This window comes from Agrococcus versicolor (genome assembly GCF_039531815.1).
In the GTDB taxonomy this organism is placed as follows: domain Bacteria; phylum Actinomycetota; class Actinomycetes; order Actinomycetales; family Microbacteriaceae; genus Agrococcus; species Agrococcus versicolor.
On the sequence record NZ_BAAAQT010000005.1, the window covers coordinates 101,137 to 117,701 of the forward strand.

At 74.2% G+C, this 16,565-nt stretch carries 16 protein-coding genes; 8 read left to right on the plus strand and 8 right to left on the minus strand.

The annotated features are described in order from the left end of the window. The first annotated feature begins 10 nt into the window (after positions 1-10). Entirely contained in the window at positions 11-1,255 is a 1,245-nt protein-coding gene (locus ABD249_RS03215; protein ID WP_344340235.1) for a class I SAM-dependent RNA methyltransferase, read from the plus strand. Positions 1,256-1,277: 22 nt separating this feature from the next. Here ABD249_RS03215 and ABD249_RS03220 read toward each other — a convergent pair whose 3' ends face one another. Genes ABD249_RS03220 through ABD249_RS03230 form a run of 3 tightly spaced genes read right to left on the minus strand, consistent with a single transcriptional unit; the run spans position 1,278 to position 4,060 of the window. Then, a complete protein-coding gene (locus ABD249_RS03220; protein WP_344340237.1) occupies positions 1,278-2,237 on the minus strand; it encodes a DNA topoisomerase IB in 960 nt (319 codons plus the stop codon). A 7-nt stretch (positions 2,238-2,244) separates the two neighbouring features. Further along, positions 2,245-2,454, minus strand: coding sequence for a hypothetical protein (locus tag ABD249_RS03225; protein WP_344340239.1), 210 nt, complete (start codon positions 2,452-2,454; stop codon positions 2,245-2,247). A 19-nt stretch (positions 2,455-2,473) separates the two neighbouring features. Continuing rightward, positions 2,474-4,060 (minus strand): acyl-CoA carboxylase subunit beta, encoded by a 1,587-nt coding sequence (locus tag ABD249_RS03230; protein WP_344340241.1) that lies wholly within the window; start codon positions 4,058-4,060, stop codon positions 2,474-2,476. Positions 4,061-4,181: 121 nt separating this feature from the next. Between ABD249_RS03230 and ABD249_RS03235 the strand changes: the two genes are divergently transcribed. Genes ABD249_RS03235 through ABD249_RS03260 form a run of 6 tightly spaced genes read left to right on the plus strand, consistent with a single transcriptional unit; the run spans position 4,182 to position 9,870 of the window. Continuing rightward, on the plus strand, positions 4,182-4,922 hold the full coding sequence (locus tag ABD249_RS03235) for a biotin--[acetyl-CoA-carboxylase] ligase (protein ID WP_344340243.1): 741 nt from the start codon (positions 4,182-4,184) through the stop codon (positions 4,920-4,922). Positions 4,923-4,941: 19 nt separating this feature from the next. Continuing rightward, positions 4,942-5,436 carry a PH domain-containing protein gene (locus ABD249_RS03240; protein WP_344340245.1) on the plus strand — a complete coding sequence of 165 codons (495 nt, stop codon included), beginning with the start codon at positions 4,942-4,944 and terminating at the stop codon, positions 5,434-5,436. Beyond that, positions 5,433-6,824, plus strand: a complete 1,392-nt coding sequence (locus ABD249_RS03245; RefSeq protein ID WP_344340248.1) for a UDP-glucose dehydrogenase family protein — start codon at positions 5,433-5,435, stop codon at positions 6,822-6,824. Before ABD249_RS03240 ends, ABD249_RS03245 begins: the two co-directional genes overlap by 4 nt. Then, complete coding sequence (locus tag ABD249_RS03250; protein WP_344340251.1) at positions 6,821-7,939, plus strand: 5-(carboxyamino)imidazole ribonucleotide synthase; 1,119 nt, start codon at positions 6,821-6,823, stop codon at positions 7,937-7,939. Before ABD249_RS03245 ends, ABD249_RS03250 begins: the two co-directional genes overlap by 4 nt. 54 nt (positions 7,940-7,993) lie before the next feature. After that, the gene (gene purE, locus ABD249_RS03255) at positions 7,994-8,509 is read left to right on the plus strand and encodes a 5-(carboxyamino)imidazole ribonucleotide mutase (RefSeq protein ID WP_425546279.1); all 516 of its coding nucleotides are present in this window, start codon (positions 7,994-7,996) and stop codon (positions 8,507-8,509) included. Further along, positions 8,506-9,870 carry an LCP family protein gene (locus tag ABD249_RS03260; protein WP_344340256.1) on the plus strand — a complete coding sequence of 455 codons (1,365 nt, stop codon included), beginning with the start codon at positions 8,506-8,508 and terminating at the stop codon, positions 9,868-9,870. Before purE ends, ABD249_RS03260 begins: the two co-directional genes overlap by 4 nt. Before the next feature lie 28 nt (positions 9,871-9,898). On the opposite strand, the gene ABD249_RS03265 is transcribed toward ABD249_RS03260, so the two are convergent. From ABD249_RS03265 to ABD249_RS03285, 5 genes are all read right to left on the minus strand, one after another. After that, positions 9,899-10,852 carry a glycosyltransferase family 2 protein gene (locus ABD249_RS03265; protein WP_344340258.1) on the minus strand — a complete coding sequence of 318 codons (954 nt, stop codon included), beginning with the start codon at positions 10,850-10,852 and terminating at the stop codon, positions 9,899-9,901. Further along, the gene (locus ABD249_RS03270; RefSeq protein WP_344340259.1) at positions 10,852-11,970 is read right to left on the minus strand and encodes a glycosyltransferase; all 1,119 of its coding nucleotides are present in this window, start codon (positions 11,968-11,970) and stop codon (positions 10,852-10,854) included. Before ABD249_RS03270 ends, ABD249_RS03265 begins: the two co-directional genes overlap by 1 nt. A 12-nt stretch (positions 11,971-11,982) precedes the next feature. Continuing rightward, entirely contained in the window at positions 11,983-13,056 is a 1,074-nt protein-coding gene (locus ABD249_RS03275; RefSeq protein ID WP_344340261.1) for a cell wall-binding repeat-containing protein, read from the minus strand. A gap of 126 nt (positions 13,057-13,182) precedes the next feature. Next, entirely contained in the window at positions 13,183-14,166 is a 984-nt protein-coding gene (gene rfbB, locus ABD249_RS03280) for a dTDP-glucose 4,6-dehydratase (protein ID WP_344340263.1), read from the minus strand. Positions 14,167-14,242: 76 nt separating this feature from the next. Next, positions 14,243-15,604: a cell wall-binding repeat-containing protein gene (locus tag ABD249_RS03285; RefSeq protein WP_344340265.1), complete on the minus strand. Its 1,362-nt coding sequence runs from the start codon at positions 15,602-15,604 to the stop codon at positions 14,243-14,245. A 147-nt stretch (positions 15,605-15,751) separates the two neighbouring features. Between ABD249_RS03285 and ABD249_RS03290 the strand changes: the two genes are divergently transcribed. Next, positions 15,752-16,564, plus strand: a complete 813-nt coding sequence (locus tag ABD249_RS03290; RefSeq protein WP_344340266.1) for a hypothetical protein — start codon at positions 15,752-15,754, stop codon at positions 16,562-16,564. Position 16,565: the final 1 nt, after the last annotated feature.

Genomic DNA, 16,565 nt, shown 5'->3' on the forward strand with positions numbered 1-16,565 from the left:
GGATCGGGGGATGCCCATCCAGCGCGGAGACGAGCTCGCACTCACGATCGACAACGTCGCCCACGGCGGCGTCTTCGTCGGCAGGCACGAGGGGCGCGTCCTCTTCGCCCCCGACACGCTGCCCGGCGAGACGGTGCGCGTGCGCGTCACCGAGCTGAAGAAGGCGTTCGGCCGTGCCGAGACGCTCGAGGTGCTCGAGGCCTCACCCGACCGCGTGCCGCACGTGTGGCCGGAGGCGGGCCTCGACCGAGCGCCCGAGCAGCGCGCCGGCGGCGCCGAGCTCGGCCACGTCCGGCTCGCCGCGCAGCGCGCGCTCAAGCAGCGCGTCGTCGAGGACGCCCTGCGCCGCACGGGCCGCATCGAGCGCGACGTCGTCGTGCGGCCCGTCCCCGGCGACGACGCCCGCGGCGGCCTGGGCTGGCGCACGCGCGTCACGCTCCACGTCGACGAGCAGGGCAGGCAGGGGCCGTTCGCCGCGCGCAGCCATACCGTCGTGCCGGTGACGACCCTCCCGCTCGCGACCGAGGCGATCCAGGACCAGGCGCAGCTCGACCTGCGCGTGCCCGGCGCCTCCCGCGTCGACTACGTGCAGCGCGCCGACGGCTCCGTCGACGTCATGGCGACCGAGGGTGACGCCGTGCGCGGCCGCACCGAGACGGTCGTCGAGCGCGTCGGGGAGCGCGAGCTCCGGCTCGACCGCTCGGGCTTCTGGCAGGTGCACCGCGCCGCGCCCGAGGTGCTCGTCGACGCCGTGCGACGCGTCATCGACGTCGATCGCACCGATCCCAAGGCCGCGAACCTCGACCTCTACGGCGGGGTCGGCCTGCTCGCGACGGCGCTCGGCGACGTGCTCGGTCCGCAGACGCGCATGATGAGCGTCGAGTCGGACGAGGTCGCGACCGACCACGCGTCAGAGAACCTCTCCGAGTGGCTCGGCGCGCTCGCGATCACGGCGCGCGTCGACCGCTTCCTCCGCGACGCGATCGCCGATGCGTCCGCCGCCGAGCGCGACCGGCTGCGCGCGGCGACCGTCGTGCTCGACCCGCCGCGCGCCGGTGCGGGCGTCGACGCCATCGCGTCGCTCGTCGAGCTCGCGCCGCAGCAGATCGTCTACGTCGCATGCGACCCCGTCGCGTTCGCGCGCGACGCGCGGCTGCTCGTCGACGGCGGCTACGAGCTCGGCCCGCTCAACGCCTACGACCTCTTCCCGCACACGCACCACGTCGAGTGCGTCGCCCGCTTCCTGCGGGCCTGACCCGAGCGCGGCCCGGTCGGGCTCAGCGCAGCAGCTCGAGCAGGGCGCGCTCGCGCGAGCCCGTCGTCGCGACGGTCTCGCCCGACTCGAAGCGCTCGATGACCTCGGGGTCGATGTAGGACGAGCGCGCGACCGACGGGGTGTTGCCGAGCGCCTCGGACACCTCGACGACGGCCTCGCGGACGCGCTTGGCCCGCTCGCGCTGCGTGCCGACGTCGCGGGCGCGCGCGAGCGAGTCGGCGGCGACGATCGTGCCGTGCAGCGTGCGGAAGTCCTTCGCCGTGAACTCGCCACCCGTGGCCTCTCGCACGGCGGCGTTGAGGTCGCTGTCGCGCAGCACGCGCCAGCCGTCGACGGTGCGCCACGCGAACAGCCGTGAGCGGGCCGAGCGCGCCGCGAGCTCGGCGACGCAGCGGGCGAGCGGCGCATCCTCGATCGTGACGTCGAAGCGCTGCGCGCTCTTGCCGGGGAAGCGCAGCCGCACGGTGTCGCCGTCGACCGTCACGTGCCGCACGAGCAGCGTCATGAGGCCGCGGCTGCCGTGCTCCTCGGCATACGCGTCGCCGCCTGCGCGGATCGCGACGAGGTCGAGCAGGCGCATCGCCGCCGCGAGGACGCGCTCGCGCGGCAGGCCCTCGAGCGAGAGGTCGCGCGTGATGCGACGCCTCGCGGCCGGGAGCGACTCGGCGAGGTCGAGGGCGCGCTCGAACTTCGCGCGGTCGCGGCGCTCGGCCCACGCCTCGTGGTAGCGGTACTGGGTGCGCCCGGCGTCGTCGACGCCCGTCGCCTGGATGTGCGCGAGCGGATCGGCGGCGATCCACACGTCCTTCCACGCTGGCGGCAGGACGAGCGCGTCGCACCGCGCGCGATCCTCGGCCGAGAGCCGACGGCCCGAGTCGTGCGTGTACGTCCAGCCCTTCCCGGCGCGCCGGCGACGGATGCCCGCATCCTCTCGCGGCTGCGCGCGCCTCAGCCGCGGCATCGGCCGCTCAGGTCGAGGCGATCGAGCCGTCGCCCGGGCGCGTGCCGGCGAGCCAGCCCGTGGGGGCGTCGAGCACCTTGCGATGCTTCGTCTGCGCCCACTCGGTGCCGAGCGCCGTGAGCGCCGCGTGCACCGCGGCCTGCTCCTCGGGCGTGGGGGAGCCCTGCAGCACGACCATGTCGGTGTCGGCGGGCTCCGGCTTCCATGTCTCCGTCATACCATCGTCCGCTCGCGCGTCACAGGGGGATGTTGCCGTGCTTGCGCTCGGGGCGCACGACCTTCTTGGTGCGCAGCGCCCGGAACGCCTTCGTGATGGCGACGCGCGTCTCGCTCGGCTCGATGATGCCGTCGAGCTCGCCGCGCTCGGCCGCGAGGAACGGGCTCGTCACGTTGTAGGTGTAGTCGCTCGCGAGCTGCTGACGGACGGCCGCGACGTCGCGACCCTCCTCCTCCGCCTGCTTGATCTCGGTGCGGTACAGGATGTTGACGGCGCCCTGGCCGCCCATGACGGCGATCTCGGCCGTCGGCCACGCGATGTTGATGTCGGCGCCGAGCTGCTTCGAGCCCATGACGATGTACGCGCCGCCGTAGGCCTTGCGCGTGATGACCGTGACCATGGGCACCGTCGCCTCGGCGTAGGCGTAGATGAGCTTCGCGCCGCGGCGGATGACGCCCGTCCACTCCTGGTCGGTGCCGGGGAGGTAACCGGGCACGTCGACGAGCGTGAGGATCGGGACGGAGAACGAGTCGCAGAAGCGCACGAAGCGCGCGGCCTTCTCGCCGGCCTCGATGTTGAGGGTGCCGGCCATCTGCTTCGGCTGGTTCGCGATGATGCCGACGGTGCGGCCCTCGAGCCTGCCGAAGCCGATGACGATGTTCGGCGCGTAGAGCGGCTGCACCTCGAGGAACTCGCGCTCGTCGACGAGCACCTCGATGATGTCGAGCACGTCGTACGGCTGGTTGGGGGAGTCGGGGATGACGCGGTCGAGCGTGCGATCGAGGTCGTTGACGACGCGGTGCGCCTGGTGGTCGTAGGCGGGCACCTCCGACTGGTTGTTGTCGGGCAGGAACGACAGCAGCGCGCGCACGTAGTCGAGCGCGTCGCCCTCGTCGGCGGCGAGGTAGTGGCTCACGCCGGAGATGGAGTTGTGGGTGAGGCCGCCACCGAGCTCCTCGAAGCCGACCTCCTCGCCCGTGACGGTCTTGATGACGTCGGGGCCCGTGACGAACATGTGGCTCGACTTGTCGACCATGATCACGAAGTCGGTGAGCGCCGGTCCGTAGACGGCGCCGCCGGCCGCGGGCCCCATGATGATCGAGATCTGCGGGATGACGCCCGAGGCGGCCGTCGTGCGCTTGAAGATCTCGCCGTACTTGCCGAGGGCGACGACGCCCTCCTGGATGCGGGCGCCGCCGGAGTCGAGCATGCCGACGATGGGCACGCCCACCTTGATGGCGTAGTCCATGATCTTCACGATCTTCTCGCCGGCGACCTCGCCGAGCGAGCCGCCGAACGTCGTGAAGTCCTGCGAGTAGACGGCGATGCGACGCCCGTGGACCGTGGCGATGCCCGTGACGACCGCGTCGCCGTAGGGGCGCTTCGCGTCCATGCCGAAGGACGTGGTGCGGTGCCGCACGTAGGCGTCGAACTCGACGAAGGTGCCCGGGTCGACGAACGCCTCGATGCGCTCGCGCGCCGACTGCTTGCCCTTGGCGTGCTGTCGCTCGCGCGCGTCGCGCTCCTTGGCGACGATCGCCTCCTCGTTGCGCGTGCGCAGGTGCGCGATGCGCGCCGCCGTCGTCGTCGTCTCAGGGTTGCTCACCCGTCCACCCTAGACGGCGGCATGTGCCGCACCTTGGTGGCTTCCCACCACGTTCCGCGCGATCCCGTCGTGGAAGCCTCCAACGCGCCGCGGGCCTCCGCGGCGCCGGTACGGTGGGCGCGTGACCGTCGACACCGCGCCCCTCCCGCTGGCGCGCAGCATCGCCGACGTGACGTCGCTGCCGACGATCGGCAGCACGTTCGACGCCGTCGACGAGGCCGCGCCGACGCTCTCGACGTGGGCGACGCTCGACCAGCGCGCAGGCCGCGGCAGGCTCGGCCGCGAGTGGGTCGCGCCCGCCGGGCGGTGCCTCGCCGCGAGCATCCTCGTGCGCCCGTCGGCGGCCGAGCAGGCGTGGGGCTGGCTGCCGCTGCTCGTCGGCCTCGCGCTCGCCGAGACGATCGACCCGCTCGTGCCGGGCGCGCGCGTGGGCGTGAAGTGGCCGAACGACGTGCTCGTCGACGGCGGGAAGGTCGCCGGCATCCTCTGCGAGCGACGCGGCGACGCCGTCGTCGTCGGGGTGGGCGTCAACCTGCTGCTCGAGCGGCACGAGCTGCCGACCGACCGCGCGACGTCGCTGCGCATCGCGGGCGCCACGGGCGACGCGGCGTCGCTCGCCGACGCCGTGCTCGCGGGCGTGCTGACGCGCATCGCGCAGGAGCACGACCTCGCGGACGCCTCCCTCCACGCGCGCATCGCCGATCGCTGCTCGACGATCGGCGCGCTCGTGCGGGTGTCGCTGCCCGGCGATCGCACGCTCGTCGGCACCGCGGTCGGCCTCGGGCCGGCGGGCGAGCTCGACGTCGACGTCGACGGTCGGATCGAGCGCGTCTCGGCGGGCGACGTCCACCACGTGCGGTGAGGGCTGGGAGGATGGCGGCATGAGCGATCCCGAGCGCATCGTCGTGCGCATGCGGTCGCACGGCCGGGCGCTCGTCGTCCCCGCCGTGCTGCTGTGCGGCATCGCCTTCGGCACGACCTTCGCGCTCGGCCGCGTCGCATGGCCGCTGTGGGACGTCGTCATCTGGACGGCGGCGGTCGTGCTCGCCGTCGTGCTGTGCGTCGTCCCGACCCTCGCGTGGCTCTCGCGCCGCGTCGTCGTGACCTCGCGGCGCGTCATCGTCCGCAGCGCGTTCGGCGGGTCGAAGCGCGACGTGCCGCTCGCGCGCATCCACGACGTCACGCTGCGCAGGCACGGCGTGCAGGCCGTGCTCGGCTCGGGCGACGTGCTGCTGTCGACGGGCGGTGACCAGCCCGTGACGCTCGCGGACATGCCGAGCGCGTCGCTCGTGCAGCGCACGCTGTCGGATCTCGTGGCGCTCACCCCGGGCGCGGTCGTCGCAGACGGCGCGCCCCGAACGGAGGACCTCGCATGACCGCTCCTCGCATCGCCGTCGTCGGCTGCGGCTACCTCGGCGCGGTGCACGCCGCAGGCATGGCGTCGCTCGGCCTCGACACCGTGGGCATCGACGTCGACGCGGCGCGCGTCGCGACGCTGCAGGCGGGCTCGGCGCCGTTCTTCGAGCCCGGGCTCGACGCCATGCTCCGTGCGGGCATCGACGGCGGCACGCTGCGCTTCCAGGCGGATGCCGCGGGCGTGGAGGCCGACGTGTGGTTCGTCTGCGTCGGCACGCCGCAGCAGCCCGGCTCCGACGCGGCCGACCTCACGTTCGTCGACGCGGCGATCGCCGGGCTCCTGCCCGCGCTGCGCGAGGGCATGCTCGTCGTCGGCAAGTCGACGGTGCCCGTGGGCACGGCCGAGCGGCTCGCGGCGCTCGTCGAGCCGACGGGCGCGCGCCTGGCGTGGAACCCCGAGTTCCTGCGCGAGGGCCTCGCCGTCACCGACACCCTCGCGCCCGACCGGCTCGTCTACGGCGTGCGCGACGGCGACGACGCGGCCGTCGCCGCGCTCGACGAGGTCTACGCGAGCATCCTCGCCCGCGACACCCCTCGCATCGTCACCGACTTCGCGACGGCCGAGCTCGTGAAGGTCAGCGCGAACGCCTTCCTCGCGACGAAGATCTCGTTCATCAACGCCATCGCGGAGGTCGCCGAGCACGCGGGCGCCGACGTCGTGCAGCTCGCCGACGCCATCGGCATCGACGCGCGCATCGGGCGCCGCTTCCTCGGCGCGGGCATCGGCTTCGGCGGCGGGTGCCTGCCGAAGGACATCCGCGCGTTCCGCGCCCGCTCGATCGAGATCGGCGCGCCCGAGGCGCTCGGGCTCCTCGACGAGGTGGATCGCATCAACCAGCGTCGCCGCGACCGCATGGTCGAGCTCGTCGAGCGCGAGCTCACGGCGCTCGGCGGCGGCGCGGTCGCGATGCTGGGCCTCGCCTTCAAGCCCGACAGCGACGACGTGCGCGACTCCGCCGCCCTCGACGTGGCGATGCGCCTCGCCGAGCGGCACGACGTCGTCGCCTACGACCCGCAGGCCGCCGCGCCCGCCGCGCGCCGTGCGCCGCAGCTGCGCATCGTCGACGCCCTGGACGACGCGCTCGCCGGGGCCGCGGTCGTCGCGCTCGGCACCGAGTGGCGCGAGTTCCGCGAGCTCGACCCGATCGACGTCGCGACGCGCACGAGCGCGCGGGTCGTCGTCGACGGCCGCAACGCCCTCGACCGCGACGCGTGGACCGCAGCCGGCTTCCGCGTCGTCGCGATCGGGAGGCCCGACCGCGACCCGTCCGCGCCGCGCGACCCGTCCGCGCCGGGCGACCCGTCCGCGCCGGGCGACCCGTCCCACGACCAGGAGGCACGCGCATGATCGTCGGCGTCGTCGGAGGCGGGCAGCTCGCCCGCATGATGATCCCTCCCGCGGTGGCGCTCGGCGTCGAGCTGCGGGTCCTCGCCGAGTCCGAGGGCATGTCGGCGGCGCTCGCGGCCACCGCCGTCGGCGACTACCGCGACGCCGAGACGGTGCTCGCCTTTGCCGAGGGGGTCGACGTCGTGACGTTCGACCACGAGCACGTGCCGCAGGAGGTGCTGCAGCGCCTCGTCGACGCGGGCGTCGCCGTGCACCCCGGCCCGCATGCGCTGCGCTTCGCGCAGGACAAGCGCGCGATGCGTCGACGCATGGCCGAGCTCGGCGTCGCCCAGCCCGACTGGGCGCCGATCGACGACGCGGCCGCGCTGCAGGCCTTCCTCGACGCCCACGGCGGCGCCGGCGTCGTGAAGACGGCGACGGGCGGCTACGACGGCCGGGGCGTGCGCGTCGTGCGCTCGGCCGACGACGCCGCCGACTGGCTCGCGGGCGCCGCGGACGGCGGCCCCCGGCTGCTCGTCGAGGAGCTCGTGCCCTTCCGCCGCGAGCTCGCGCAGCAGCTCGCGCGGCGCCCCTCGGGCGAGGTCGTCGCGTGGCCGCTCGCGCAGACGGTGCAGCGCGACGGCATCTGCGCCGAGGTGCTCGTGCCCGCCCCGCGCGCGGGCGCGCTCGCCGCGACGGCCCAGGAGATGGCGGTGCGCATCGCCGAGGGGCTCGACGTCACGGGCGCCCTCGCCGTCGAGCTCTTCGAGACGGACGACGGCCGCCTGCTCGTCAACGAGCTCGCGATGCGACCGCACAACTCCGGCCACTGGTCGATCGACGGCGCCGTGACGAGCCAGTTCGAGCAGCACCTGCGCGCGGTGCTCGACCTGCCGCTCGGCTCGAGCGCGATGCTCGCGCCCGCGGCGATCATGGTCAACGTCATCGGCGGCCCCGCGGAGGGGCGCATGGAGGCGCGCTACGCGGCGGCGCTCGCGTCGCAGCCGACCGCGAAGATCCACTCGTACGGCAAGACGGCGCGGCCCGGCCGCAAGGTCGGGCACGTGACGGTCGTCGGCGACGACCTCGACGACGTGGCGTACCGGGTGCGGGCGGCGGCGGCGACGTTCGCGTGACGCGCGGCGCGTCGGCAGGGGTCGCGCATGGGTGACGCGCCTACTCTTGGGCGCGTGGCAGTGCAGGTGAGCGTCATCATGGGGTCCGACTCGGACTGGCGGGTGATGCAGGATGCGGCGACCGCGCTCGACGAGCTCGGCATCGCCTTCGAGGTCGACGTCGTCTCCGCGCATCGCACGCCCGACAAGATGGCGTCGTTCGCGCGCGCCGCGGCGGGCCGCGGGGTGCGCGTCATCATCGCGGGCGCAGGCGGCGCCGCCCACCTGCCCGGCATGGTCGCGTCCATGACCCGCCTGCCCGTCATCGGCGTGCCCGTGCCGCTCGAGCGGCTCGACGGGCTCGACTCGCTGCTGTCGATCGTGCAGATGCCCGCCGGCATCCCGGTCGCGACCGTCTCGATCGGCGGCGCCCGCAACGCCGGGCTGCTCGCCGCTCGCATCCTCGGCACGACCGACGACGACGTGGCCGCACGCCTCGACGCGTTCGCCCAAAGCCTCGAGGAGGCCGTCGAGGCCAAGGCCCAGGCGCTGCAGGTGCGCGTCGCCCAGGGCGGGGAGGAGCGCGCATGACGGTGCTGCTCGCCCCGCGCATGTCGCTGCGCGCCCCCGACACCGGCTCGGAGCAGGTCATGACGCGCCGCGCCTGGTGGCTCGTCGGCGTCGGCTTCCTGCTGCCCGGCAGCGCCCAGGTGCTCGCGGGCAACCGTCGCCTCGGACGCGTCGGCATCGTCGCGACGTTCGTGCTGCTCGCGCTGCTCGTCGTCGCCGGCATCCTCTGGCTCGCGGCGCGCTCGGTGCTGCTGACGGTCGTCGCGAACGCCGTCGGCCTGCTCGTGCTCGAGGTGCTCGCCGTCGCGTACGCCGTGCTGTGGGTCGTGCTCGGGCTCGACACCCTGCGGCTCGCGCGCGTCGCGAAGGCCGCGCCGCGCCTGCGGGCCGTCGTCGCGGGCGTCGCGCTCGTCGCGACGATCGTGCCGGCCGCGCTCGCCGGCTACTCCGCGACGCTCATCGACGCCGGTCGCGGCCTCGTCTCGAACGTCTTCGACTTCGCAGGGCCTCCCGTCGACGCCATCGACGGCCAGTACACGTTCATGCTGCTCGGCGGCGACGCCGGTGCCGACCGCGTGGGCCTGCGCCCCGACTCCATCACCGTCGTCTCGGTGAACGCCGAGACGGGCGCCGCGACGATGATCGGCGTGCCGCGCAACCTCGCGAACGTGCCCTTCCCCGCCGACTCGCCCATGGCGGCCGAGTGGCCCGACGGGTTCGACTGCGGCACGTCCGACTGCCTCATCAACGCCGCGTACACCTACGGCGACAACAACCCGGACCTCTACCCCGACGCGGAGGCCGCGGGCTCGAGCCCGGGCATCGAGGCGACGCGCGACGCGGTCGAGGGTGCGACGGGCATCCCGATCCAGTTCTTCGTCATCATCGACATGCAGGGCTTCGACGACCTCATCGACGCGCTCGGCGGCATCACGATCGACATCCCCGCCGACGTGCCGATCGCCATCGAGGGCGGCCCGGTCGAGGAGTGGATCCGCGCCGGCGACGACGTCACGCTCGACGGCTACCACGCCCTCTGGTACGCCCGCAGCCGCGCGGGCTCGAACGACTACGAGCGCATGGAGCGCCAGCGCGTCGTGCAGGAGGCCGTGATCTCGCAGTTCACGCCGCAGGTGCTGCTGACGCAGTACGCGTCGCTGTCGGCCGCGGGGCAGGACCTCGTGCAGACCGACATCCCGCAGGCGATGATCGGCTCGCTCGCCGACCTCGCCGAGCGCACGCGCAGCCTGCCGATCACGAACCTCGAGCTCGTGCCGCCCGTCGTGAACACAGGCGCGCCGGACTTCGCCCAGGTGCACGGCCTCGTCGCGGAGGCGATCGCGACGGCCGACACGGTCGACGACCCGGCGCCGTCGCCGTAGCGCCGGGCGGAGCCGACGGCCCGCAGGCTCAGCGACGCTCGAGGAGGTCGCGGGCCACGTCGAGCGGCCCGCGGGACAGGCGCGCGTAGCGCCCCCGCACGACGCCGCCGAGCACGGTCGGCACGCGCAGCAGCCGTAGCGACGGCATCGCGGCGCGACGGCGCTCGTGCTCGGCCTTCTCGTCGAGCACGCGGCGCTGCTCGGCGGTGCCGAGGCCGCGCGCATGCGCCTCGCGCGCGAGCGACGCGGCGCGCAGCGCCTTGCGGTCGTGGGCGCCGGAGTCGGGCGCGAGCAGGCGTGCGAGCTTCTGCCGCACGTCGAGCCTGCGGACGCCGATCTGGTTGGCGCCGTGCTGGCGGTAGTCGATCGTCGGCTGCGGCACGAGGCGCACGCCCCCGCCGAGGGCGCACGTCATCGCGATCCACTCGTCGTGGATCCAGCCGTCGGGGATCGGGAGCGCCGCGACGGCCGCGTCCCTCCGCAAGACGACGGTGGCGCCCGTGACGAGGTTGCGGCGCAGGAGCGCCTCGAGGGCGCCGCCGTCGGCCATGCGTGCGCGCTCCCACGGCGAGGCCTCGAGCGAGTCGAGCAGCGTCGTGTCGAGCGGGCGTCCGTCGCCGTCGACGAGCGCCGCGTCGGAGTGCACGAGGTCGACGCCCTCGAGCGCGCCGAGCAGCGTCGCGATGCGCTCGGGATGCCACACGTCGTCCTGGTCGCTCAGCGCGACGACGTCGCCGGTGGTGCGCGCGATGGCGTCGGCGAAGTTGGCTGCGACGCCGAGCGCCGGCTCGTGCCGCACGACGACGAACGGCACGCTCGTCGACGCCGCCACGCGCTCGACGATCGCGAGCGTCGCGTCGTCCGAGGCGTCGTCGCCGACGACGACCTCGTCGACGGGATGCGTCTGCGCGAGGATGCTGCGCAGCTGCTCCTCGACGTACCGCTCGCCGCGATGCGTGCAGAGCGCGACGCTGACGCGCATCACAGGTCCGCGTGCAGGCGCCACAGCTGCGCCGCGGTCGTCGACCAGTCGAACGCGCGAGCGCGGTCGTGGCCGAGGAGCGCGAGCCGCTCGCGCATCGCGTCGTGCTCGACGAGCTGCGCGAGGGCGTGCGCGAGCCGGTCGGGGTCGGACGCGTCGCCCGCGAGGGGCACGGGCAGCGACGCGTCGGTCGCGAGCTCGAGCGCGGATGCCGAGGCGGGGTGCACGACGGGCGTCCCGAGCGCGAGCGCCTCGAGCAGGCCGAGCCCGAAGCCGATCTCGTCGGCGACGAGCAGCATGGCCTCGGCGCGCGCGACGACGACGGCGCGGTCGGGTGCGTCGAGCTCGCCGAGCGGCACGATGCGCGACGGCGGCAGACCGGCCTCGACGGCCTTCTGCGCGAGCGTCTCGGCACCCCACTGCACGGGGCCCGCGACGACGACGGGGATCTCCGGCATCGCACCGCTCGCGACGGTCGCGACGAGCCGGTCGGCGCGCGCGGCGCGACCGCGATCGGTCGTCGCGAGCACGTAGCGGGCCGGCAGGCCGAGGCGCGTCGCGCGCGCGTCGGCGTCGGCCGGCACGCTCGCGCCCGCGGGCACGCCCGCCCCGACGACGCGGATGCGGTCGCCGAAGTCGTGCAGGTCGGCCAGCTGGTCGGCGACGGCGTGCGTGGGCACGATCACGGCCTGCGCGCGTCGATGCGCGCGGCGCAGGGCACGCCGGAACCACCGGGCGGTGCGCGAGTCGCGGTGCAGGGCCTCGAGCCCGTGGACGGTGACGGCGACCTGCCTGCCGGCCTCCTCGTCGTCGGCGCGCATGGGCGCGAGCAGGCTCGTGCCGTGCAGCAGGCCGTCGAACGCCGTCGTCGTGAACGAGTGGAGCCACGCCTCGCGCAGCTCGCGCCTGGGCATCCTGGCGAACTCGATGCCGTCGAGCGTCGACAGGCTCGACTGCACGCCCGCGCGCGCGGCGGCGTCGGCGCCCGCGGCGAAGGCGACGACGTCGATGCCGGTGGGCGCGGAGGCGTGCAGGGCGCGCGCGAGCTCGGTGCCGTAGCGGCCGACGCTCGACGTCTGCTCGCCGACGCCGTCGAGGATGACGGTGAGACGGGTCATGCCATCAGCCTCTCAGCAGCGCGTGCCGGCGGCGACGGCGTCGCCGACCGACGCCGGTCCGCCCGCGATCTTCCAGTAGTCGGCCGCCATCGCCTGCAGGCGATCGGCGACGGAGCCGGGAATGCACGTGGGCTGCACGAGCAGCAGCGGCGCGTCGAGGTCGGCCGCGAGCGCGCCGGCCGAGAGCGCGTCGGCGAATCCGCCGCCCGTGGCGAGGAATGCGTAGTCGGCGTTCGGCAGGAACCGCGCGGCGATCGCGGCGCTCACGGCGTACCGGTCGGCGCCGCCGATGCGCTCGATCGCGATGCCGCGGGCGCGGATCGCGTCCTCGGTCGCCTGCGTGACGCTCGCGGTGCCGCCGACGATGACGACGCTCGTGATCCGCCGGCTCGCGAGCGTCTGCACGATGGTGGCGGTATCGCCGGGCTGTGCGAGCAGCACGGGGTTGCCGCGCGAGCCCGCGACGGCCGCGGCGGCGAGCGCGTCGGCGTAGCCGGTGCCCGTCGCGACGAACGCGGTGGTGGCGGATGGGAACGCGGTCGCGGCGAGGGCGGCGGACACCTCGTAGCGATTGGCGCCCTGGACGCGCTCGACGGTCACGCCCGTGCGGATCGCCCGCAGCTCGCCGACGACGGCCTCGGAGACGCTCGCGGGGCCGCCGACGACGACGATGCGGTCGGGGCGGAGGCGCGCGATCTCGTCGCGCGTCGCGCCGGGCAGCGCCGCGGGGGTCGTCAGCAGCAGGGGAGCGCCGCGCTGGCCCGCGGCCGCCGATGCGCCGAGCGCATCGGGGAAGTCGCCGCCGTTCACGAGGTAGACGACGTTGGCGTTCGGGTCGTCGGCGACGAACGAGTACTGCGACACGGCGACGGCGACGGCGTAGCGGTCGGCGCCGGCGAAGCGCTGCACGCCGCCGCGCGGTCCGGGGATCGCGGCGGTCGCGAGCGGCGCGAGCGCGGGGGCTGCGGCCGTGGCCTTCGTCTGGGCCGAGCCGACGGCGCTCGCGGCGGTGGCCGGGGTCGTCGGGGCGCCGGCGACGCCGACGGCGACGAGCGCGGCGACGACGAGCGGGGCGAGCATGCGCATGCGGGCCTCCTCAGGGGTCGGCATCACGGTAGCCGCGGCCGGCGGCGCCGCCGCCGAGGCGCGCGGCGCGGACGCGACGAGGGCCCGAGGCGTCTGCCTCGGGCCCTCGTGCGTGCGCTCGTCGCGTCAGAGCGCGGCGCGCTCCTTGAGCGGCTCCCACCATGCGCGGTTGTCGCGGTACCACTGCACGACGTCGGCGAGGCCCTGCTCGAACGGCACCTGCGGCTCGTAGCCGAGCTCGGCCTGGATCTTCGAGATGTCGACCGAGTAGCGCAGGTCGTGGCCGAGGCGGTCGGCGACGCGGTCGACGTACGACCAGTCCTTGCCGGTCTTCTCGAGCAGCAGCTCGGTGAGCTCCTTGTTCGTCAGCTCGGTGCCGCCGCCGATGTTGTAGATCTCGCCGGCGCGGCCGCGCGTGAGCACCATGGCGATGCCGCGGCAGTGGTCGTCGACGTGCAGCCAGTCGCGGATGTTGTTGCCCTCGCCGTAGAGGGGCACGTGCACGTCGTCGATGAGGTTCGTGACGAACAGCGGGATGACCTTCTCGGGGAAGTGGTACGGGCCGTAGTTGTTGCTGCAGCGCGTGATCGACACGTCGAGGCCGTGCGTGCGGTGGTACGACCTGGCGAGGAGGTCCGAGCCGGCCTTCGAGGCCGAGTACGGGCTGTTGGGCTCGAGCGGGCGCTCCTCGTCCCACGAGCCCTCGGCGATCGAGCCGTAGACCTCGTCGGTCGAGACGTGCACGAAGCGCGCGAGGTCATGGCGCAGCGCCGCGTCGAGCAGGCGCTGCGTGCCGACGACGTTCGTCTCGACGAACACCGACGCGTCGCGCACCGAGCGGTCGACGTGGCTCTCGGCCGCGAAGTGCACGACGGCGTCGACCGTGGGGATGAGGCGGTCGAGGAGCGCGTTGTCGCGGATGTCGCCGTGCACGAACTCGTAGCGGGGGCTGTCGGCGACGGGCGCGAGGTTCTGCGGGTTGCCCGAGTACGTGAGGGCGTCGAGCACGACGACCTCCGCACCCTCCAGGCCCTCGTACGCGTCTTCGAGCGTGCGACGGACGAAGTTGGAGCCGATGAACCCGGCGCCGCCGGTGACGAGGATCTTCACTGCTGCTGGTCTCTTTCGTTCACGGGCGCGCTGGATCGACGCGCCAGGCGAGTCTAGCCGTGCGTCGGCGGGGGTCTCAGAAGCCGCCGAAGTTCTGCGTCCAGTACCAGCGACCGTCCGCGCCCTGCCAGACGCCGACGCCGATGCTCGTGAAGCCCGCGTTCAGGACGTTCGCGCGGTGGCCCGCGGAGTTCATCCAGGCGGTCATGACGCCGTCGGCGCTCGCCGAGCCCATGCGCGCGACGTTCTCGCCGCAGCGTCGGAAGCCCATCTGGAAGGTGGTGTCGCAGAAGGTCGTGGAGTGCACCATCGACTGCTGGCTCGCCATCTGCTGGCTCCAGCCCTGCGCCATCGACTGCAGGCCCGGGTGCACCGACAGGGGAGCGAGGCCCATCATCGCGCGGTGCGCGTTGACCTGGCGCACGACCTCGGCCTGCGCCGCGCCGAGGTCGGGGCAGCCCTCGAGGCGCGCGGCGGCGTCGCTGACGCTCAGCGGACCGCCGACGGCGATCGTCGTCGTGATGCCGAGCCTGCGCGCCTCGCCGGCGACGCCCGCGCTGCCCGCGCACTGCGGCTGCGTCAGGTAGAGCGGCATGCCGCGCGCGCCCGCGAGCACCGCGGCGCCGAGCCCGTCGGGGAAGTTCACGCCGTTGGCCAGGAGCATGGAGGCCTGCGAGGCCTGCGTCGTGTACCGGGCGTTGATCGCCACGGCGACCTCGTAGCGGTTCGCGCCGCCGATGCGCTCGGTGGGGCGCTGCGACGACAGCCACTGCTGGGTGCCCGCGTCGACCGAGGCCTCGCCGCCGGCGATCGAGAAGCCCTGCACGCCGCCGATGCGCGCGGCGAGCTGCGACTGGAACGCGGCGTCGGCGCCGAAGGTCAGGAGCATGGCGTGGCCGTTGCGCGCGGCGACGGCGCCCGCGGACAGCGCGTCGGCGAACGTGCCGCCGCTCACGACCCAGATGCGCTGCGGCGTCGTGCGCTGCAGCATGCGATCGAGCAGCAGGAAGGAGTTGGCGACGCGGTCGGGACCGGCGATGCGCGTGACGGTCGGCGCGAGGGTCGCGGCGGTCGAGAGCACCTGCTGCGAGATGGAGGCGTCGCCGCCGACGACGACGATCTCGCTCGGCGCGAGCCTGCGGATCTCGGTGACGATCGAGCCCGGGATGAAGTCGGGGTGCGTGAGCAGCAGGTGGGCGTCCTCGCTGGCTGCGACGGGCCCGGCGGCGAGCGCGTCGGCGAACTGCGTGCCGGAGACGAGGAAGAGGGTCTGCCCGCGATCGGGGTTCTGCCGGGAGAGGTTGGCGCTCACCTCGTACCGGTCGGCGCCGCCGATGCGGGAGATGGCGGCCTCCGCGGGTGCCGCCGGCGCGAGGAACGGCGTCGAGACGACGAGGGCGACCAGCGCGAGCGCGCCGATCGTGGAACGAACGCTCATGGCACGCATGGGATCCTCCTTGGATTTGTCCCCCGATCGGATGGTACTGGGGGACGGATCGGACGTCCAGCGACGCCGGATCCCGCTGCTACGCTCCGTCACAAGCGCCGCCGACGAATCGGCGATCCGGCTCGGGAGGAACGCACGATGAGGGGTCGCGGGCTGCTGCGGTCCGGGCGCTCGTGGCTCCGGGACTCGATCGCCGCCCTCGCCCGTCGCCGCTTCGCCTCCGGTCGCATCCCGCTGCGCGTCGTCGCTGGCACGCCCGGGCACGACGGCCTCCCGGTGCTCATGTGCACGTGGGCGCGCATCGAGCGCCTCGCCGAGACCATCGCCGAGCTCGACGAGCAGCGCGGCGTCGACCGGCCGATCGACCTCTACGTGTGGAACAACCGGCGCGACCGGCACGACGACGTCGTCGCCATCGCGACCGCCGCCGCCCGCTCGGGCTCGCTGCGCTCGATCTCGATCGTGCGATCGCCCGTCAACCTCTCGTCCGTCGCGCGCTTCTACGTCGCGCGCAGGCTCGTGCTCGACGGCGCCACGGGCCCGTTCGTCGTCGTCGACGACGACCTGCGCCTCCCGGACGACCTCGCGCGCGTCGCGCTCGAGGCCTACGCGCCGCGCTCGGCAGCGGGCTTCTGGGCGTGGACGGTCGACGGCCCGTACTGGGCGCGCACGCGCGCGGAGGTGGGCGACCGCGTCGACCACCTGGGGCCGGCCGGCATGGTCGCCGACCTCGAGATCCTCCGCGACCGCGCCTTCTTCGACGACCTCCCCGTGGACGACTGGTCGATGGACGACGTCTGGCTCTCGCACTGGATGCTCGCGCACGGCATGCCGATGCGCCGCCTGCCGATCGACATCGACTTCCTCGAGGACGAGCACAACATGTACCCGACGCTCGTGGACCGCAAGGTCGACTTCCACGATCGGCTGCGACGCGAGCGCGAGCGATGAG